This window comes from Mesorhizobium sp. USDA 4413, assembly GCF_056280365.1.
On sequence record NZ_JBVPRP010000001.1, the window covers coordinates 6,378,944 to 6,397,797 of the forward strand.

An 18,854-nucleotide genomic window follows, 5' to 3' on the forward strand; every position below is an offset into this window, starting at 1 on the left:
TCGGCATTGAAAGCCGGCTCTCAGACGGAGCCGGCGATCGCGTTTTCGAGCAGCGTCAGAGCCCCTTTTTTGGTGAGCTTGACCGGATTGCCGCCGGCGGTCGGGTCGACCACCGCCATGTCGGCGATCAGCGCCTTGCGCTTCTTGTCCATGTCGAGCCCTTTGATCAGCCCGGGCAGCGCGTGCGGCACCTTTAGCTCCTTGCGCAGCTTGATGACTGCCTTGGCGAAGCCATCGAAGCCGCCCTTGATGCCGCAATAGGCGGCGAGCCGCGCAATGCGGTCCTCGATCGCCTCGCGATTGAAGGTGAGCACATAGGGCATGAACACTGCATTGGTCATGCCGTGATGGGTGTCGTAGAGCGCACCGATCGGATGCGACAGCGAGTGGATGGCGCCCAGCCCCTTCTGGAAGGCGGCGGCGCCCATCGCGGCCGCGCTCATCATATTCGCGCGGGCGACCAGATCCTTGCCGTTGGCGAAGGCCTTGGGCAGGTTCTCGAACACCAGCCGGATGCCTTCCACGGCAATGCCGTCGGCCATCGGGTGATAGCCAGGCGCGCAATAGGCTTCGAGGCAATGGGCAAGCGCGTCCATGCCGGTACCGGCGGTGATGAAGGGCGGCATGCCGACCGACAGCTCTGGATCGGCGATGACGATCGCCGGCAGCAGCTTCGGATGGAAGATTACCTTCTTGGTGTGGGTCTCCTCATTGGTGATGACGCCGGCGCGGCCGACCTCGGAGCCGGTTCCCGCCGTCGTCGGCACCGCGATGATCGGCGCGATCGCCTCGGAATTGGCCCTAGTCCACCAATCGCCGATGTCTTCGAAATCCCATACCGGGCGCGTCTGGCCGGCCTGGAAGGCGATCAGCTTGCCGAGGTCGAGCGCCGAACCGCCGCCGAAGGCGATGACGCCGTCATGCTTGCCTTTCTTGAAAACGGCGATGCCGGCCGTGAGGTTGGACTCGACCGGGTTCGGCTTCACCTCCGAAAACACGCCATAGGGAACCTTGGCGTCGTCGAGGATCTTCAGCGTCGAAGCGACGACCGGCAGTTTCGCCAGGCCTGGATCGGTGACGAAAAGCGGTCGCTTGATCCCGGCCGCCGCCAGCGCATCCGGTAATTCCTTGATACGGCCGGCGCCGAAACGGACGGTGGTGGGGTAGTTCCATTTGGAGATGAGCTTGGACATTTTTGTCTTTCGAAAGGTCAGATCGTTTCGCGCAGATGATAGGATTTCGGACGGGTCAGATTGTCGTAGCCGATGGCCGAGAGCGCCGCGCCCTTGCCGGTGTCCTTGACGCCGGTCCAGACCAGCGCCGGATCGAGATAATCGCAGCGGTTCATGAACACGGTGCCGGTTTCGACGCGATCGCCGATGGCGATTGCGCGCTCGGTGTCGCGCGTCCAGATCGAGGCCGTCAGCCCATAGGGGCTGTCATTCATCAGCGCGATCGCCTCCTCGTCGTTGCGCACCTTCATGATGCCGACGATCGGCCCGAAGCTTTCCTCGCGCATGACGCTCATCTGGTGGTCGACCTCGGTCAGCACCTCCGGCGCCAGATAGGGAGAGCCCGGCTTGTCGTTCTCGACCTTCATGTTGATATGCGCCTTGGCGCCCTTGCGCAGCGCCTCGGCCTTCTGCTCGCGGATCAGGTCGGCGAAGCGCGCTTGCGCCATCGGTCCCAAGGTCGTCGCCTGCTCCAGCGGATTGCCGACGACATAGTTCTTCGTCTCCGCGATGAAGCCCTCGACGAATTCGTCATAGACCTTCTCATGCACATAGACACGCTCGATGCCGCAGCAGCACTGGCCCGAATTGTAGAATGCGCCATCGACGAGGTTGGCGACGGCATGGTCAAGCTTGGCGTCGGGCAGCACATAGGCAGGATCCTTGCCGCCGAGCTCGAGGCCGAGCGTCATGAAGGTGCCGGCCGCGGCCTTCTCGATGGCGCGGCCGCCGCCGACCGAGCCTGTGAAATTGACATGGTCGATCTTGCCCGAGCCAAGCAGCTTCTCCGTCTGGGCGTGGTTCATGACCAGGTTCTGGAACAGGCCTTTGGGCAGGCCGGCCTTGTCGAAGGCTTGCTGGAAGCGTTCGCCGACCAGCAGCGTCTGCGCGGCATGCTTGAGGATGACGGCGCTGCCCGCCATCAACGCCGGCACGATGGTGTTGACCGCCGTGAGATAGGGATAATTCCACGGCGCGATCACAAGCACGACGCCGAGCGGCACCTTCTTCACATAGCGGCGGAAACCGTCCTTCGGGTTGGAGGCAAGCACCGGCTTCAGCGCGGCTTCGGCGATCTCGACCATGTAGTTGGTGCGTTCCTTGACGCCGCCGAACTCGCCGCCATAGCGCACCGGTCGCCCCATTTGCCAGGCGATCTCGGGCACGATCTCGTCGCTCATGGCGACCAGCGCCTCGAGCATCGCCAGCATGTATTTGCCGCGCTCGCCGACCGGCGTCTCGGCCCATTTCTCCTGCGCCGCCCTGGCGCGCTCGACCGCCGAATTGATCGCCTGGTCGCTCGCGACCCGGCCGCTCGGCATAGATCGAGCCGTCGATGGGGGATTTGAGTTTGACCGTCTCGGTCATTTCTTCCTCGCAGTTCTACAACAATCGAAAATCATCTGGAGCTTCACCCTCGTCCGGCTGCACCTTCTCCCAACTGATGGCAGGAAGAAGCAACAAAGTGCGGTCCCGGCCCCGTTCCAGAAGAGGAAAAGGCAAGCGCGGACACCCTTGGCTGGCGAGCTAGTACCGTTCAAACCCCCGGTGCAGTTCCCAATCCGTGATGCGGCGGTCGTATTCGAACTGCTCCCAGCGGGCGGTGTGGACGTAGTGCTCGATCACCTCCTCGCCAAAGGCCTGCTTTAGCATCGTGGAGCCTTCGAGCGTCTCGGTGGCATCGCGCAGCGTCTTCGGGATTTCCGGCAGCTGCGACGCCTGATAGGCGTCGCCGACAAACGGCTTCTCCAGCTCCAGCTTCTCGTCGATGCCGGCGAGACCGGCCGCGATCAGCGCGGCGAAGGCGAGATAGGGGTTGAGATCGGCGCCGCCGATGCGGCATTCCATGCGGATGCCCTTGGTCCCCTCGCCGCACAGCCGGAATCCCGCCGTGCGGTTGTCCTCGCTCCACATGATCTTGGTCGGCGCGAAGGTGCCGGCCTGGAAGCGCTTGTAGGAATTGATGTAGGGCGCCAGGAACCAGGTGAATTCCTTGGCGTATTTGAGCTGGCCGGCCGCCCATTGCTGGCCGAGGCTCGACAGGGTCCATTCGGCGTTTTTGTCGAAGAACAGCGGCGTTCCGCCATCGGCGCTCCACAGCGAATTGTGGATGTGGCTGGAATTGCCGGCGAGCCCATAATTATATTTGGCCATGAAGGAGATGGCCTTGCCTTCGGAATCGGCGATCTCCTTGGCGCCGTTCTTCAGGATGACGTGGCGGTCGGCCATGTCGAGCGCCTCGGCATAGCGTACATTGATCTCTTCCTGGCCGGGGCCCCACTCGCCCTTGGAGTTCTCGATCGGGATGCCGGCAGCCTCCATCTCGTTGCGAAGCCGGCGCATGACGCCTTCTTCCTTGCTGGTGATGCCGATCTGATAGTCGCCGATATAGGGCGATGCGCTGTCGAGCCCCTGCCAGTGCTTCTTGCGGGCGGACTCGTAGGTTTCGCTGAACAGATAGAATTCGAGCTCGGAAGCGAAATAGCCGATATAGCCGCGCTCCTGCAGACGCTTGACCTGCTTCTTGAGGATCGCGCGGGGTGAGTGCCCAAGATCCTCATGCGTGTGATGGTCGAGCACGTCGCAGATGACCAGCGCCGTCTTCCCCAGCCACGGAATGCGCCGCAGCGTCGACAGGTCCGGCTTCATGACGAAATCGCCATAGCCCTTCGACCAGCTTGCCGCCTTGTAGCCCGGCACCGGCTCCATATCGATGTCGCAGGCCAGGAGATAATTGCATCCATGCGTCTCGCCATGCGCGGAATCGACGAAATACTGGGCCAGGAAGCGCTTTCCCGCGAGCCGGCCCTGCATGTCGACGATGCAGGCCAGCACCGTATCGATCTCCCCGTTCGAGACCGCTTGCTTCAACTGATCGAAGGAGAAATTCCCGGCCATTCCTTTGGCGCTCCAGCTTGTCGATTGAAAGGAAACGAAACCATGGCCGGCACGACGCCGGCCATGGCCATGATAGTCGATGTCACTGGCCGGTTTCGCCCACCGCCTGCTCTGCCGCCTTGATCGCCGCCTGGCGCGCCGCGATGATGTCGCCGAGCGGCGGCCCCTGGAAGCGGTTGCGCTCGAAGGCGAACCAGACGATCGCCGTCAGGATGAAGAAGCCGACGGTGATGTAGAGCGCCCAGTCGTTCGGTGGCTGGATGCCGATGACGAAGATCAGGATCATCGACACGATCGACAGGAAGGCGAACAGCATGAAGACAGCACGTCCCATGTTCCACGGACCCATCTTGTCCCACTTCGGCGTTCCCCAGGCCACCATGCCGAGCACGATCGGCACGGTGAAGGAGAGGAACAGGAAGATGACGGTGCAGGACACCACGATCGTATAGGCCGATGTGCCGGCGACCGAGACCACCGATGAACCCCACACGAACAGCACCGACAGGATCGAGGCCGTCCAGATCGCCGCCACTGGCGTGCGGTAGGTCGGGCTCACCTTGGCGAGCGCCGCCGAGCCCGGCAGACCGCCATCACGCGAGAAGGCGAAGATCATGCGCGAGGCCGAGGTGACGGTGGCAAGACCGCACAAGAGCTGCGCGACGAAGACAACGAGATAGACGAACTCCTTGAGACCCGACGGAACACGCTGATCGAAGGCCCAGAAGAACACATTCCAGCCCTGCTTGGCCGCATCGTCCATGTTCGGGATCATCAGCACGAAGGCGGCCAGGAACAGGTAGCCGAACAGCGCCGACCAGATGACCGACATCACCATCGCGCGCGGCACGGAAGACGCCGCCTTGATGGTCTCCTCGGAGGTGTGCGCCGAGGCATCATAGCCGGTGATCGTGTAGATCGGCAGCAGCAGGCCGAGCGCGAAGACCCACGCATTCGACACTTGCGGCCACACGCCGCCGCCGGCGTCGCCGGAGTAGTTGTGGAAGGTGAAGAGGCGGCTGAAATCCCAGGTTTGCGCAAACAGTAGGCAAACCACCGCGATCAGGATCGAGCCGAAGAAGATGAGATAGCCCGAAAAGTCGGTGAGTTTCGCCGTCAGCTTGATGCCGAGATGGTTGATCAGTGCCTGGGCGCCGGTGATGATGACCAGGAAGATCATCTGGTTGGTCAGCGTGCCCTCGATGCCGAGCGCCGGACCGAAGGCGCCGATGAAGAAGGTCCAGGTGCCGACATTGATGGCGCCGAGCACGGTGATCAGGCCGAGCAGGTTGAGCCAGGCCGTCACCCAGCCGGTGCCGCGGTTGCCGAGGATCGAGCCCCAGTGGTAGAGGCCGCCGGCTGTCGGATAGGCCGAGCTGATCTGCGACATGGCGACGGCGAAGGTGAGCGACACGAAGCAGCCGATGAGCCAGCCGATGCCGATGCCGATACCGCCGGCGCCCGACGTCGCCTGCGCCAGCGAATTGATGCCGCCGGACAAGATGCAGATGATGGAGAACGAAACCGCGAAATTCGAAAAGCGGCTGAGGCGCCGCTCCAGTTCTTGGGCATAGCCCATGCTGTGGAGGTGTTTTACGTCCTCCGCCTTGTCGGCGTCTGTATAACCCGGTGCTGCCATGTGAAGTCCCCTTAATTTCTTAGCTGGCCGATTGTACTGACTTTCCCATTGCGCTTTGTCGGGAGCCCCTGGCCTCCTCGGGCTCCAGATTCGAAAATATGCCTGTGAGCAGATCCGCCCATTTCCGCTGCCCGGCCTCGCCGGCGATTTCGTCGTTGCGGATTTCGATCATCGCGCAGGCAAGGCCGCGCGAGCGCGCGTGCCGTTCCAGCGTGAAATAGACGCGGTCGGCCGGCGAATAGGGTTCATTGATGCCGACGGTGACGCCGGCAAGCCGCTGCAGCGCCGATATCAGCGGCGCCGCCAGGCGGCGGTCGTCATCATGGATGATGCCGATATGCCATGGCCGGCTCCTACCCTTGTAGACCGGCGTGAAGGAATGCACCGACACCAGACGCGTCTCCTGGCCACGCGCCAGCCGCCGCTCGACGATCTGAGCGATCGTGTCGTGAAAGGGGCGCCAGGCAAGGTCGATGCGGGCGGCGCGCTGCTTATCGGACAGGCCCGAATTTCCGGGAATGGCTGTCGTCTCGCTGATCGGCGGAACGAGGTCCGGAGCGTCGAGCGGCCGGTTGCAATCGATGACGAGCCGCGACACGCGGGTCTCGATCAAGGTCGCGTCGAGCGCCTCGGCCATGCGGCCGGCAACGGGAAGCGCACCCGGGTCCCAGGCGATATGGCGCGAAAGCGCGTCGGCCGGCAGGCCAAGCGTTCCGAATTCGGCGGGGAGGAAATTGGAAGCGTGATCGCAGGTGAAAACGAACGGGCTGGATCCGTCGGGGTTGGTCACCCTTACGGTCTCAGACGGTGCAAGGCTAGCAGGCCGAGCTTTCTCCATATCGTCCCCTGCGGAACGCTGTATCTTATGTTACGTATTTTGTCTCATTGCGTCCCTGTGAATGATTTCATACAGTTTGGCCGGCTTTGTCAAACGCGAATTCCGGAAAACGGCGGCGGCGGGTCAACGGGCGGGGGAAAACATGATTTCCAGTATTGCCGAACTGATCTCGGACCGCATCGGCGCAATGCCGGCCGGCGAGCGCCGTGCTGCCCAGACCCTGATTGCGAACTATCCCTTGACTGGACTGAAGACGGTCGCCGAATTCTCGGCCGCGGCTGGCGTGTCCTCGCCCACGATCCTGCGCTTCGTCGCCAGGCTCGGCTTCCAGAACTACCCCGAATTTCAGTCGGCGCTGCAGGATGAGTTGGCGGCGCAGTTGCAGTCGCCGGCTTCGCGCACGCTCAATCCAGGCTCGGCCGGCGGCGCCGTCTCGCCGATGCTCGAGGCGACGCTCGACAATATGCGCGAGACGTTCCGCCACCTCACCGACAAGCAGCTCGCCGACATCGCCACGCGGCTTGCCGAAAGGCGCGGCAAGACCTTCCTCATCGGCGGCCGTTTCACCGATCCGCTGGCGCGCTATATGGCCGCCCATCTCGCCATCATCCAGCCGGATGTCTATCATCTCGCCGGCCAGGAGAGCATCTGGCGCGACCGCCTGATCGACATGGGCAAGCGCGACGTGCTGGTGATCTTCGACATCCGCCGCTACCAGGAGAGCCTGGTGCGCTTTGCCGAGAAGGCGCACCAGCGCGGCGTGCAGATCGTGCTGTTCACCGACCAGTGGCTTTCGCCGATCGCCCGTTTCGCCCGCCATGTGATCGCTGGGCGCACCGCCGTGCCTTCGGCCTGGGATTCGTCCGCCGCTCTGTTCGTGGTCGCCGAAACGCTGATCGGCGCCGTGACCAGGCAGTTGGAAGCAGCCGGCGCCAAACGCATCCGCGACCTGGAGAGCTTGCGCTAGGCGCTTCGCAAAATGCGGCAGAACGCAAGCGTCCCAAACGCGTCCGGACTTCACGTTACCGAGATTTAATGTGCACGTTTGCGTGATAATTGCCATAAACCGCTGATATCAGGTGTAGGGTGGCCGGTTTTCGCCCCCAGCCCGTGTCGTCGATGTGCCTGCTTCCGTTGGAATCCGGCAGACGAGTCCTGCCGCTGGAGTGTTGATGTCGAGCTGGAAACAGATTGTTGCAGCGCTCGTGATTCTGGTTGCCGCCGTGGCGGCCTGGGCACGCTTTTATCCCGGCGCGCCGCAGATACTGGCGCGTTGGGGACTGGACTGGGCCATCGCCGCGACGCCTCCCGCTGCGGAGAGCGCCGCCGCCGGCCAGCCTGGACGCAGCCGCGCCGGCCAGATCGTCACCATCGTCGCTTCGCCGGCCGGCACCGCCACCATCAATGACAGGCTGCAGGCGATCGGCACCGGCCGCGCCAACGCAACTGTCACGGTCACCCCATATTCGTCCGGCCGCCTTACCGAGCTGCTGGTCCAGTCCGGCACGCATGTCGAGAAGGGCAACGTGATCGCCAAGCTCGATTCCGACGTGGAAGCGATCGCGCGCGACCGCGCGCAGGTGGCGGTCGAGGATGCGCAGTCCAAGCTCGACCGGGTGAAGTCGCTCAGGGCTTCCAATGCGGCCACGCCGGTGGCCGTCGCCGATGCCCAGGTGACGCTCGCCAACGCCAGGCTGGCATTGCGCGACGCCGAGCTCGCGCTCGAGCGCCGCTCGATCGTGGCGCCGATCGGAGGCACGGTCGGCATCCTGCCGATCGCCGCCGGCAATTACGTCACCAGCCAGTCGGCGATCGCCACGCTCGATGATCGCTCCAGCATTCTGGTCGATTTCTGGGTGCCGGAACGCTTCGCGGCCGCAGTCAAGGTCGGCGCCCAACTGTCGGCCACGCCTTTGGCCAATCCCAACCAGGTCTATACCGGCACCGTCTCGGCCATCGACAACCACATCGACGAGAACAGCCGCACGCTGCTGGTCAAGGCAACGATCGCCAACCCCGCCGATTCGCTGCGCGCCGGCATGTCCTTCCAGATCGGCATGCGCTTCCCCGGCGACACCTATCCTGCGGTCAGCCCCTTGGCCATCCAGTGGGGCACTAACGGCGCCTATATCTGGGCCGTCGAACACGGCAAGGCCAAGCGCGTTCCGGTGCGCATCATCCAGCGCAACACCGAGACGGTGCTGATCGATGCTCCCGTGTTAAGCGGCGACATGGTGGTGACCGAAGGCACGCAGAGCGTCAGCGAAGGCGGCGACGTCCGCATCGCCGGCGAGGATCTCGCCAGCGAGGCCGAAGGCTCATGAGCGCCGCCGGTGACCCGGCCGCGGGATCGGGCCTGACCGCGCTCTTCATCCGCCGGCCGGTCATGGCCTTCGTGCTGAACACTCTGATCGCGGTTGCGGGCCTTGCCGCTTTCTGGGGCGTCGAGGTCCGCGAGTTGCCGGATGTCGACCGTCCCGTCATCACCGTCAACACCACCTTCGAGGGCGCGGCCGCCGAAACCGTCGACCGCGAGCTGACCGACACGATCGAGGGCGCCGTCGCGCGCGTCTCGGGCGTCAAGTCGATGTCGTCGACCTCGTCCTTCGGCCAGAGCCGCGTCACAATCGAGTTCAACGACGGCGTCGACCTCAATGTCGCGGCCTCCGACGTGCGCGACGCCGTCAGCCGGATCACCAACCAGTTGCCCGACACCGCCGACGCGCCGCGCATCGTCAAGGCCGATGCCAATTCCGACGCGGTGATGCGGCTGGCGGTCACCTCCGACACCATGTCGGTGCAGGACATGACGGTGCTGGTGCAGGACCGCATCGAGGACGAGCTCGCCGCTGTGCCCGGCGTCGCCGACGTCCAAGTCTATGGCGACCGCGACAAGATATTCCGCATCGACGTCGACCAGAACAAGCTCGCGAGCCACGGCTTCACCGTGGCGGATCTGCGCAAGGCGCTCGCCTCGGTCGCCTTCGATTCGCCGGCCGGCTCGATCACCACGACCAACCAGGACCTGATCGTGCGCACGACCGCCGACGTGACCACGCCGGAGGAGTTCGAGAACATCGTCATCGGCGGCGCGACGCGCATCCGCGATGTCGCCACCGTGACGCTCGGTCCCGATATCGGCCAGACCTCGCTGCGCTCCGACGGCAAGACCGGCATTGGCCTCGGCATCATCCGCCAGGCGGAATCGAACACGCTGGATATCTCGACCGGCGTCAGGGCCGCGGTCGAGAAGCTCCAGCAGAACCTCCCGCAAGGCATGGCGATCAAGGTCACCAGCGACGACGCCGTCTTCGTCAACGGCGCCGTGCACGAGGTCGAGATCGCGCTGGCGCTGTCGGTCTCCATCGTGCTGATCGTCATCTATGCCTTCCTGCTCGACTGGCGGGCGACGCTGATCCCGGGCCTGTCGATGCCCGTCGCCATGATCGGCACCATCGCGGCGATCTATCTCGCCGGCTTTTCCGTCAATATCCTGACGCTCCTGGCGCTGGTGCTCGCGACCGGCCTCGTCGTCGATGACGCCATCGTCGTGCTGGAAAACATCGTGCGTCGCCGCAACGAAGGCATGGGCCCTCGCGCCGCCGCGGTGCTGGGCACCCAGGAAGTTTTCTTCGCCGTCGTCGCCACCACGCTGACGCTTGTCGCCGTCTTCGTGCCGATCTCCTTCCTGCCCGGACAGACCGGCGGCCTGTTCCGCGAATTCGGTTTTGTGCTGGCGATGTCGGTGCTGCTCTCCTGCGTGGTCGCGCTGACGCTCTGTCCGATGCTCGCCTCGCGCATGCTGACCAGCGCATCGCTTCACCATGAAGGCGGGAGCGGCATAGGCGCGCGCATCGGCGGGGGATTGCATCGGCTCTACACGCATTGTCTGCATCTTTGCCTCGACGCGCCCTGGATCGTGGTGCTGGTGGCGCTGATCTTCGCCGGCACCGCCTTCACGCTGTTCGGCAGCATCCGCCAGGAACTGACGCCGACGGAGGACCGCGCCATGGTGCTGTTGCGCATCAACGCGCCGCAAGGCGTCAGCCTCGACTACACAACCGAGCAGATGCGCAAGATCGAGCGGCTGATCCAGCCGCTGCGCGATTCCGGCGAGATCCGCTCGACCTTCGAGAACGCCGGCAACAACGGTTCCTACAATTCGGGCTTCATGGTAATGACGCTGGCGCCCTGGGACGAGCGCAGCCGCAGCCAGCAGGAGATCATGGCCGACATCAGCCGCCTGACCAGGCAGGTGCCCAGCGTGCGTGTCTTCCCGGTGCAGCCGAACAGCCTTGGCATCCGCGGCGCCGGCAACGGCCTGCAATTCGCGCTGGTCGGTAACGACCGCAAGGCGTTGAGCGAAGCGGCGGTGAAGATCGTCGACGAGATGCGCCAGGATCCGCGCTTCCAGACGCCGCGGCTTTCCGTCGACCCCACCCAGCCGCAGCTTGCCGTGGCCATCGACCGCGAACGCGCCTCCGATCTCGGCATCGACATCACCGGGCTCGCCGACACGCTGCAGGCCATGCTCGACGGCAACGATGTCGTCGATGTCTACATCGCCGACCGCAGCCACGGCGTGAAGCTGGTCTCGACCACCAATCCGATCAACGATCCGACCGATCTGGAAAACATCTTCCTGAAGACTTCCGATGGTCGCTTCGTGCCGATGTCGACCATCGCCACATTGACCGAGCGCGCCGTGCCGCCGTCGCTGACGCGCGAGCAGCAGCAGGCCTCGGTCGCGATCACCGCCAATCTCGGCAGCGGCTTTGCGCTCGGCGAAGCGCTGACCCGCGCCGAGGAAATCGCGACGCCTCTGCTGCCGCCCGGCGCGCGCATCCTGCCGCTCGCCGAGGCCGCCACGCTCGGCGAGAGCAACAACGCCATGGTCGCCGTCTTCAGCTTCGCGCTGGTCATCATCCTGCTGGTGCTGGCGGCGCAGTTCGAAAGCTTCGTCAGCGCCGTCATCATCATGGCGACGGTGCCGCTCGGGCTCGCCTGCGCCATCTTCGCGCTGCTCTTGTCGGGCACCAGCCTCAATGCCTACAGCCAGATCGGCCTGGTGCTGCTGGTCGGCGTCATGGCCAAGAACGGCATCCTCATCGTTGAGTTCGCCAATCAGTTGCGCGACCGTGGAGCAAGCGTGCGGGAGGCGATCGAAGAGGCGGCCACCATTCGCCTGCGCCCGGTGATGATGACCATGATCTGTACCGTGCTCGGCGGCGTGCCGCTGGTGCTGGCCGCCGGCGCCGGCGCGGAAGCCCGCGTGGCGCTGGGCTGGGTCATCGTCGGCGGCCTTGGATTGGCCACCGTCTCGACCCTGTTCCTGACCCCGGTCGCTTATCTCTTGCTTGGCCGCTTCGTCACGCCGAAGGCGCATGAGGAAGCCCGGTTGAAACGCGAACTCGAGGAAGCGGCCTATGTCGACCTGGAGCCCGCCGAGTAGGCTATTTCACGAGCCGGCCCTCGATCGACCAGCGCGCCGCCAGGAAGTTCAGCACGGCCGCCACCACGACGCCGATGATCTTTGCCGGCCAGACCCCGACGGCCCCTGCCAGGGCCGCGATCGAGAGGCTCGAAACGCCAAGCGAAATCAGCGCGCCCAGCGAGACGAAGCGCAGGAAGGAATGGTGCACCAGGATGTCGGGGTCCCGCTCGAATGACCAGAAGCGGTTCGCCAAGAAGGAGAAGAGCACGGCTACGAACCAGGCGCCGACATTGGCGGCCAAAGCCGACGCCGCGAGCTTGAGCAGCAGGAAGAATGCGCTGAGGTCGATGCCGGTGTTGACCAGCCCGACCAGGGCGAAACGGAAGATCTTGTTGCCGGTCGAACGCTGCGGCTGGCCGGCGCTCATGCCTTGCCGTCCATGACGCGCACTCCGGCCCGTTCGAGGCTGGCGCCGAAATCCTCAGACCTCAGAACCGTGAACTCGACCTCACGCGTGCCCTGCATCGGGTCCCGTGCCCGCAAAATGTCATCGACACGGCCCGGATGACACATGAACAAACCTTGTTCGGACAAGGTGTCGACCGCAGCGCGCAGCGTCGAGGCGAACTTCTCCGGCTGCCGCCAGTCATAGATGCCGGAAAGTGGCGTCATGACGCTGAAGCCAGCCCGTTGCATCGCTCTGTTGAAGCCGGTGGCCAGGGCGGCGATCGCCGCGATCTTGGCCGCCGCCGCGTCCAGGCCGGGAAGCCCAGGCGCGCCGCGCAGCGCCGGCTTTTGCGCATTTGCCCCAAACCGCGCGAGCAGCCAATTTCGTACCGCGGGAAGAAAATGCACATGCTGGTGTCCGTCGATGTGGTCGGGCGGGCTAGCCAGCGCTTCGGTGAAACGGTCGTACTGGGCGTCGAGCTCTGCATGAATGTCCCGCTCGTCGATACGCCCGCGCCGCACCGGAAGCGCAAGGGAGGCGAGCCCGGGCAACTTGCCTTCCGGCGCCAGGCTGGACGAACCGGTCACGGCGATCTGGTCGGTAAGGGTCAGGTGTAGCCCAACGGCCGCCCGCTGACGGAACGGCCTGATGCGCGCCGCCGCTTCTTCCCATTCGGGAAAGCCGGTCATGCAACTGGTGCCAGTCAGGCGGCCGCGCTCGATGAGGTCGAGAATCGCGCTCGAGACCCCCGGCGCCAGTCCATAATCGTCGGCGATCAGGCGGATCGACCTGGTCATCTGTCGGCAGCAACCTGCTCGGCGGCACTGCCATGCAAGACGTCGCGCACGATGTAGACGGGCCGGTCCTTGCTTTCGCTGAGCGTCACCCAGACATACTCGCCGATCAGGCCGAGCAGCGCCAGGTTGAGGCCGCCCAAAAGCACGATGGCGACCATGATGCTGGGGTAGCCAGGCACGGCGATACCGTAGAACAGCACCTCGAAGAGCACCTTCACGCCATAGGCGAGGCCGGCGAATGCCGCCAGCAATCCGATGAGGCTGATGACGCGCAGCGGGATCACGGAAAACGAGGTGAACCCTTCAAGCGAGAACGCGATCAGGTTGAACCTGGTCCATTTCGACGTGCCGCCGGCACGGTTTTCCGGCGAGTAAAGCACCGCCTTCTGGCGGAACCCGGCCCAGGCGAACAGGCCCTTGTTGAAACGCCGCTTGTCGCGCACGCTGGTCAAGGCGCGCGCCACGGCGCCGCGCATGACGCGGAAGTCTCCGGCATTCTCGGGGATATCGAAACGCTGGCTGCTGTTGATCAGCTTGTAGAACAGCCGCGCCAGCTGGCTGCGCCGCCAGCTCCCCTCGCGGCGGTCGTTCTGCGCGTAGACGACGTCGATCTGCGGATCCTCGACCAGCTCCCCGATCATCTTCAGGCTGATGTCCATGGAGTGCTGGAGATCGGAATCCATGATCAGGACCATGTCGCCGCGGGAATGATCGAGGCCGGCGAGCACAGCCGCTTCCTTGCCGAAATTGCGGCTCAGCCGCACGATTTCCCAGGAGCCGGAGAGCGCGGCCGCGAACGTCTCGGCGCTGCCGTCGCGACTGCCGTCGTCGACGAGTATCTTGCGTACCGTCATGCCGAAGCGCTCCGCCACGGCCGCTTCCAGCCTGTCGAGCAGCCCGACAAACGCAATGGCGGATTCGGCCTCGTTGAAGAACGGCGCGATGATGTCGAGCGTCTCAGCCATGCACGACGGCTCCGGCGGCATGTACCTTCCGCCCGTCTTGCGTCCAGAACCAGCCGATGAGCACGCAGGCGATTATGCTGATGGTGATCGGCCGGAACCACAGATGGAAAAAATCATGCAGTCGCAGATCGACACTGGTTAGTCCGGTCACGAAGAGGAGCGTTGCCAAGGACCAGCACACGGCCCCGCCCCCCTTCTCCCGCCAAAGCAAGGCGATGGCGAGACCGGCGGGCACCGCCACCATGGCATAAGTGTTCTGCTCGACCCGCGGATTGAAGACGCACATGTAGAATGCCGCGACGAGGAAGATGGCGAGCCCGCCAATGTTGGCGTCCAGCCTGCGATCGAACTGGAGCACCAGCCAAAGTGTAAGCAAACCCGCGACGACGCGCACGATCGTCGCGTCAAACTCCGAAATCGGGACGCCAAATCGCGTGAAAGGCGCTGTGAAGTCGGCCGGGACGAAGGGGCCGGTTGGGTCGACCGTCATCGAGGTCAGCAGCCGGAAGAAATCGAGGTCCTGGGCGTTGATATAGCTCGTGGACGCAAAGCCGTAGGGAATGGCGAGCACGACAAGGACCGCCAGCGCCAGCACGGGTATCAGCCTGGGACGCAGCGCTCCCGCCAGCAGCAGCATGATGATCGCAGTCGGCTTGGCGATGACCGCAAGCGTGGCCCAGAAGAAGCTTTCGGCCCGGCGCCCCTCGAGTGTCGATAGCGTGAGGAACCAGCATGCTCCGGTGAGCAGGATCGTCGCCTGGCCGTTGCGAAGCGCCGCCAGCGACACCGGCAAGGCGAGGAAGAGACCGAACGACAGCAGCCATATCTGCTCCTCGCCGCCAAGCTTGCGCGCCTGGCGTATCGCGGCAAAGGTCAGGACGCTGAAGCCCAGCATGTGCCACAAGATATCCCCCAGATGCGGCCCGAGCTTCAGCAGGGGAACATAGAGAACGGCGAAGGCGGGAGCGTATAGATAACCCATGGCGACTTTGACCTGATACAGCGGTTCTCCGCCGAGAAAGGCTTCACTGCCATGTCTATAGATATGGACCACCGAACGCGCATCGGGTGACCACAGCGCCAGGCCAAGCACGATCAGAAACGACCCGACCCAAAGCCAAAACCCCAAACGGTCGAAAACCGGCTTGGTTACCGTCATAGCGCTCCCCGCGTTCTGACCAGGACGGCCTTCCCATCGCCGCCTGGCCTCAAGCGCCGGCCAGATATCACATCGAAATGAAATAGAACATCCGAGCGGGACTGTTACCGACGGGGGCAACGGAAGGCGAAACAGCGGCGTTTTTCCGCCGCTCTCTGCTCGATCACGGCTTTGTGTTCAAATCGGCCCCCGGCTGCTTACGGCCTGATGAATACCTTTCCGTTGCGCTTGGCGAGCTCGGCCGGCAGCCGCACCATCGCCTCGTCCATCGGCACAACCGCCGTGACGTCGGTCGACCAGCGTCCGTCGGAAAAGCGCTTCTGCACTTCCAGCACCGCCGGGCCTAGCCTGTCGCGGAACTGCCGCATCCATTCAGTCAGCCAGAAGCCCTCGACGCGCTTGTGCTGGAAGATCAAGTGGCCGGGCTCGCGGATCACCGTCGGATCGGCGTCGAGCCGGCCATAGACGATCCAGCGCGCGCGTTTCGGCATGGCGTTGAAGATGGCGGAAGCCAGCGGGCCGGTGACCGCATCGAGGAAGATGCGCGGCTGCTCGGTTTTCATTGCCTCGCGCAACGCCGCCTCGAAATCCGCCGCCTTCTCGTTGAGCACATGGGCGGCGCCGAGCTCCTTTCAAAAGCGTGATCTGCTCGTCGCGGCGCACCGTGACGATCGGCCGGAAACCTTCCTCCTTCGCCAGCCCGATGATCAGCTTGCAGAGCTGGCTGGCGCCGGCCGTCAGGATGAAGGCCTTTTCGCCCTCCTCCCTGACGATGTCGAACATGGCCAGGGCCGTCAGCGGATTGACGATCATCGCCGCGCCGTCCTCGTCGCGCACCGTATCGATGAGCGGGATGCAGGACGCTGCCTCGGCGACGGCATAATCCGCCCAGGCGCCCCAGTTCGACACGCCGGTGGCGAAGGCGACGCGCTTGCCCGCAAGGCTTTTTGCGTACGGGTCGTCGCCCGTGGCCACGACGATGCCGACGCCCTCGAAACCGGCCGGCCGGCCCTTGACCCGCGGCTGGCCGTACTGGCCCTTGATGAAGGCGATGTCGGCCGGGTTGATCGAGGCGAGGCTGACCTTGATCAGCGCCTGTGTCGGCCCCGGCGCCGGCACGGCTATGATGCCGGGCTGGAGGTAAGGCTCCATCGCTTCGAGCGCGGCCGCCGAAGGCGTCCTGGTGTAACCGTCGCCGACAAGCAGCAGGCCCCGCATTTGCGATGGAAGCGTCATGCGTCAGACCTTTTCCTGCGTGTACTTCTTCAGTTCCATGCGCGCCACCTGGCGCCGGTGCACGGCATCCGGCCCGTCGGCCAGCCGCAATGTCCTCAAGTGTGTCCAGGAACGGGCGAGCGGCGTGTCCTGGCTGATGCCTTGCGCACCGAACATCTGCACCGCCTCGTCGGTGACCTTGAGCGCGACGCGAGGCGCTACCACCTTGATCTGGCTGATCCAGGGCGCGGCCGCTCGTGGGTCTCCCTGATCGATCATCCACGCAGCCTTGAGGCAGAGCAGCCGCGCCATCTCGATCTCCATGCGGCATTCGGCGATGATGTCGAAATTGGCGCCGAGCTTTGCCAGCGACTGGCCGAAGGCCTCGCGCCGTACCGAGCGCTGGCACAGCATCTCCAGCGCCATCTCGGCCTGGCCGATGGCGCGCATGCAGTGATGAATGCGGCCAGGCCCGAGCCGCCCTTGCGCGATCTCGAATCCCCTGCCCTCGCCGAGGATCAAATTCGCCACCGGCACCCGGACATTGTCGAATCTCAGATGCATATGCCCGTGCGGCGCGTCGTCGTCGCCATAGACCTGCATGGGCCGCAATTTGGTGATGCCCTTGCTGTCGGAGGGCACCAGGATCATCGAATGCCGGCGATGCTGCGGCTCCTCGTTCGATCCGGTCCTGACCATGACGATATAGATGGCGCAGCGTGGATCGCCCGCTCCGGAGGCCCACCATTTCTCGCCGTTCAGCACGTAGTCGTCGCCCCGCCGCTCGCAGCGCATCGAAATGTTGGTGGCGTCAGAAGACGCCACGTCCGGCTCTGTCATCAGATAGGCCGAACGGATTTTCCCCTCGAGCAGCGGCTCCAGCCAGTCGCGCTTGTGCGCTTCCGATCCATAACGCTCCAGCACTTCCATGTTGCCGGTGTCTGGCGCCGAGCAGTTGAAAGTCTCGGCGCCGAGATGCGCCTTGCCCATCTCCTCCGCCAGATAGGCGTATTCGACGGTGGAAAGGCCGTAGCCGCGCTCGGAACCGGTGAGCCAGAAGTTCCACAACCCGCGCTCGCGCGCCGTCTTCTTCAGGCCCTCCAGGATTTCCGTCTGCCTGGCCGTATAGGCCCAGCGGTCGCCCTCCTTGCCGACTTCGGCGAGGAACTCTTCGCCGAGCGGCGCGATCTCGTCGCGCACCATCGCCGCCACGCGCTGGTGGATCGGCTTCAGCCGATCGGTCATGCCGAGATTCATGTCCGCCATCGCTTCCGCCTTTCCGAAGATAAATCTTTACCCGTGGCAAGGATGACCGTACTTCGGCTAGCCTTGTCAACGCGAGTCCTTGGGCGAGTCCTTGGGCAAATCCCCGGCCGGCAGGATGCGGAGAAACATGATGAGCTATCTGGACAAGCTGTTCTCGGTCGCCGGCAAGACAGCGCTGGTGACTGGCGCGGCGACCGGCATCGGCCGCATGGTAGCAACCGGACTGGTGCGCGCCGGCGCCCATGTGATGATCGCCTCGCGCAAGGGCGAGGATTGCGCGAAAGTCGCCAACGAATTGAACGCGCTTGGCGGCTCCGGCCATGCCGAGGGGTTTGCCGGCGACGTGTCCAGTGAAGCGGGCATCGCCGCACTCGTCGCCGAGGTCAGGGCGCGCACGGAGCGCCTGCATATCCTGGTCAACAATGCCGGCATTTCCTGGGGCGCGCCGCTGCAGGATTTCCCTTATCACGCCTGGGCCAAGGTGTTCGGCGTCAACGTTACCGCCGTCTTCCACCTGACGCGGGAGCTTTTGCCCCTGCTCGACGCCGCGGCGAGCGACGAGGACCCGGCCCGCGTGATCAATCTCGGCTCGGTGATGGGCACCCAGCCGCTGGCCGACGATGCCTATTCCTACGCGGCGTCGAAAGCGGCGGTGCATCATTTGACGCGCACGCTGGCGATCGAGTTCGCCGCCCGCCGCATCACCGTCAACGCCTTTGCGCCCGGTCCTTTCCAGAGCCGCATGACGGCCTTTGCCACCGCGACGGAGGAGCAGGCGAAACATGTTGGTAACCATGTTCCGCTCGGCCGCATCGGCGTGGCGGATGACATTGCCGGCGCAACGCTTTATTTGTGCAGCCGTGCCGGAAGCTATGTCACCGGCGCCATCCTGCCGATCGACGGCGGCCAGTCGGTGCAGCATGGAATGACATTGTTCAAGGAGTAAGTCGCCCGATTCAGGGA

General features: G+C 64.4%; 13 protein-coding genes and 2 pseudogenes. 4 read left to right on the forward strand and 11 right to left on the reverse strand.

The features are described from left to right. Positions 1-20 precede the first annotated feature (20 nt). From ACVMIM_RS30995 to ACVMIM_RS31015, 5 genes and pseudogenes are all read right to left on the reverse strand, one after another. The gene (locus ACVMIM_RS30995; protein ID WP_476116655.1) at positions 21-1,193 is read right to left on the reverse strand and encodes an iron-containing alcohol dehydrogenase; all 1,173 of its coding nucleotides are present in this window, start codon (positions 1,191-1,193) and stop codon (positions 21-23) included. Positions 1,194-1,210: 17 nt separating this feature from the next. Continuing rightward, a pseudogene (locus tag ACVMIM_RS31000) lies at positions 1,211-2,600 on the reverse strand (aldehyde dehydrogenase family protein). Positions 2,601-2,759: 159 nt separating this feature from the next. After that, a complete protein-coding gene (locus ACVMIM_RS31005) occupies positions 2,760-4,130 on the reverse strand; it encodes a glutamine synthetase family protein (RefSeq protein ID WP_476116657.1) in 1,371 nt (456 codons plus the stop codon). An 82-nt stretch (positions 4,131-4,212) separates the two neighbouring features. After that, positions 4,213-5,769 (reverse strand): amino acid permease, encoded by a 1,557-nt coding sequence (locus ACVMIM_RS31010; RefSeq protein WP_476116659.1) that lies wholly within the window; start codon positions 5,767-5,769, stop codon positions 4,213-4,215. Between the two features lie 19 nt (positions 5,770-5,788). Continuing rightward, positions 5,789-6,607 (reverse strand): N-formylglutamate amidohydrolase, encoded by an 819-nt coding sequence (locus ACVMIM_RS31015; protein WP_476116661.1) that lies wholly within the window; start codon positions 6,605-6,607, stop codon positions 5,789-5,791. A gap of 142 nt (positions 6,608-6,749) precedes the next feature. On the opposite strand from ACVMIM_RS31015, the gene ACVMIM_RS31020 reads away from it, so the two are divergent. From ACVMIM_RS31020 to ACVMIM_RS31030, 3 genes are all read left to right on the forward strand, one after another. Beyond that, positions 6,750-7,574, forward strand: a complete 825-nt coding sequence (locus tag ACVMIM_RS31020; RefSeq protein WP_476116663.1) for a MurR/RpiR family transcriptional regulator — start codon at positions 6,750-6,752, stop codon at positions 7,572-7,574. Positions 7,575-7,779: 205 nt separating this feature from the next. Beyond that, positions 7,780-8,931, forward strand: a complete 1,152-nt coding sequence (locus tag ACVMIM_RS31025; protein ID WP_476116665.1) for an efflux RND transporter periplasmic adaptor subunit — start codon at positions 7,780-7,782, stop codon at positions 8,929-8,931. Next, on the forward strand, positions 8,928-12,059 hold the full coding sequence (locus tag ACVMIM_RS31030; RefSeq protein ID WP_476116667.1) for an efflux RND transporter permease subunit: 3,132 nt from the start codon (positions 8,928-8,930) through the stop codon (positions 12,057-12,059). Before ACVMIM_RS31025 ends, ACVMIM_RS31030 begins: the two co-directional genes overlap by 4 nt. A 1-nt stretch (position 12,060) precedes the next feature. Here the strand turns inward: ACVMIM_RS31030 and ACVMIM_RS31035 are convergent, their stop codons facing one another. The 6 genes and pseudogenes from ACVMIM_RS31035 to ACVMIM_RS31060 form a co-directional block, all read right to left on the reverse strand. Beyond that, on the reverse strand, positions 12,061-12,468 hold the full coding sequence (locus ACVMIM_RS31035; RefSeq protein ID WP_476116669.1) for a GtrA family protein: 408 nt from the start codon (positions 12,466-12,468) through the stop codon (positions 12,061-12,063). Next, positions 12,465-13,286: a ChbG/HpnK family deacetylase gene (locus ACVMIM_RS31040; protein WP_476116671.1), complete on the reverse strand. Its 822-nt coding sequence runs from the start codon at positions 13,284-13,286 to the stop codon at positions 12,465-12,467. Before ACVMIM_RS31040 ends, ACVMIM_RS31035 begins: the two co-directional genes overlap by 4 nt. Next, positions 13,283-14,251, reverse strand: coding sequence for a glycosyltransferase family 2 protein (locus tag ACVMIM_RS31045; protein ID WP_476116672.1), 969 nt, complete (start codon positions 14,249-14,251; stop codon positions 13,283-13,285). Before ACVMIM_RS31045 ends, ACVMIM_RS31040 begins: the two co-directional genes overlap by 4 nt. Further along, positions 14,244-15,410, reverse strand: coding sequence for a glycosyltransferase 87 family protein (locus tag ACVMIM_RS31050; RefSeq protein WP_476116674.1), 1,167 nt, complete (start codon positions 15,408-15,410; stop codon positions 14,244-14,246). Before ACVMIM_RS31050 ends, ACVMIM_RS31045 begins: the two co-directional genes overlap by 8 nt. 197 nt (positions 15,411-15,607) lie before the next feature. After that, positions 15,608-16,646 (reverse strand): annotated as a pseudogene (locus ACVMIM_RS31055) (zinc-binding dehydrogenase). Positions 16,647-16,649: 3 nt separating this feature from the next. Continuing rightward, positions 16,650-17,891: an acyl-CoA dehydrogenase family protein gene (locus ACVMIM_RS31060; RefSeq protein WP_476116676.1), complete on the reverse strand. Its 1,242-nt coding sequence runs from the start codon at positions 17,889-17,891 to the stop codon at positions 16,650-16,652. A 130-nt stretch (positions 17,892-18,021) separates the two neighbouring features. On the opposite strand from ACVMIM_RS31060, the gene ACVMIM_RS31065 reads away from it, so the two are divergent. Next, positions 18,022-18,837 carry an SDR family oxidoreductase gene (locus ACVMIM_RS31065; protein ID WP_476116678.1) on the forward strand — a complete coding sequence of 272 codons (816 nt, stop codon included), beginning with the start codon at positions 18,022-18,024 and terminating at the stop codon, positions 18,835-18,837. The last annotated feature ends 17 nt before the right edge of the window (positions 18,838-18,854 follow it).

Bases quoted from the DNA above. Each gene is read 5' to 3' on its own strand.
- ACVMIM_RS30995 (WP_476116655.1), bottom strand. From the start codon at position 1,193: ATGTCCAAGCTCATCTCCAAATGGAACTACCCCACCACCGTCCGTTTC.
- ACVMIM_RS31005 (WP_476116657.1), bottom strand. From the start codon at position 4,130: ATGGCCGGGAATTTCTCCTTCGATCAGTTGAAGCAAGCGGTCTCGAAC.
- ACVMIM_RS31010 (WP_476116659.1), bottom strand. From the start codon at position 5,769: ATGGCAGCACCGGGTTATACAGACGCCGACAAGGCGGAGGACGTAAAA.
- ACVMIM_RS31015 (WP_476116661.1), bottom strand. From the start codon at position 6,607: ATGGAGAAAGCTCGGCCTGCTAGCCTTGCACCGTCTGAGACCGTAAGG.
- ACVMIM_RS31020 (WP_476116663.1), top strand. From the start codon at position 6,750: ATGATTTCCAGTATTGCCGAACTGATCTCGGACCGCATCGGCGCAATG.
- ACVMIM_RS31025 (WP_476116665.1), top strand. From the start codon at position 7,780: ATGTCGAGCTGGAAACAGATTGTTGCAGCGCTCGTGATTCTGGTTGCC.
- ACVMIM_RS31030 (WP_476116667.1), top strand. From the start codon at position 8,928: ATGAGCGCCGCCGGTGACCCGGCCGCGGGATCGGGCCTGACCGCGCTC.
- ACVMIM_RS31035 (WP_476116669.1), bottom strand. From the start codon at position 12,468: ATGAGCGCCGGCCAGCCGCAGCGTTCGACCGGCAACAAGATCTTCCGT.
- ACVMIM_RS31040 (WP_476116671.1), bottom strand. From the start codon at position 13,286: ATGACCAGGTCGATCCGCCTGATCGCCGACGATTATGGACTGGCGCCG.
- ACVMIM_RS31045 (WP_476116672.1), bottom strand. From the start codon at position 14,251: ATGGCTGAGACGCTCGACATCATCGCGCCGTTCTTCAACGAGGCCGAA.
- ACVMIM_RS31050 (WP_476116674.1), bottom strand. From the start codon at position 15,410: ATGACGGTAACCAAGCCGGTTTTCGACCGTTTGGGGTTTTGGCTTTGG.
- ACVMIM_RS31060 (WP_476116676.1), bottom strand. From the start codon at position 17,891: ATGGCGGACATGAATCTCGGCATGACCGATCGGCTGAAGCCGATCCAC.
- ACVMIM_RS31065 (WP_476116678.1), top strand. From the start codon at position 18,022: ATGAGCTATCTGGACAAGCTGTTCTCGGTCGCCGGCAAGACAGCGCTG.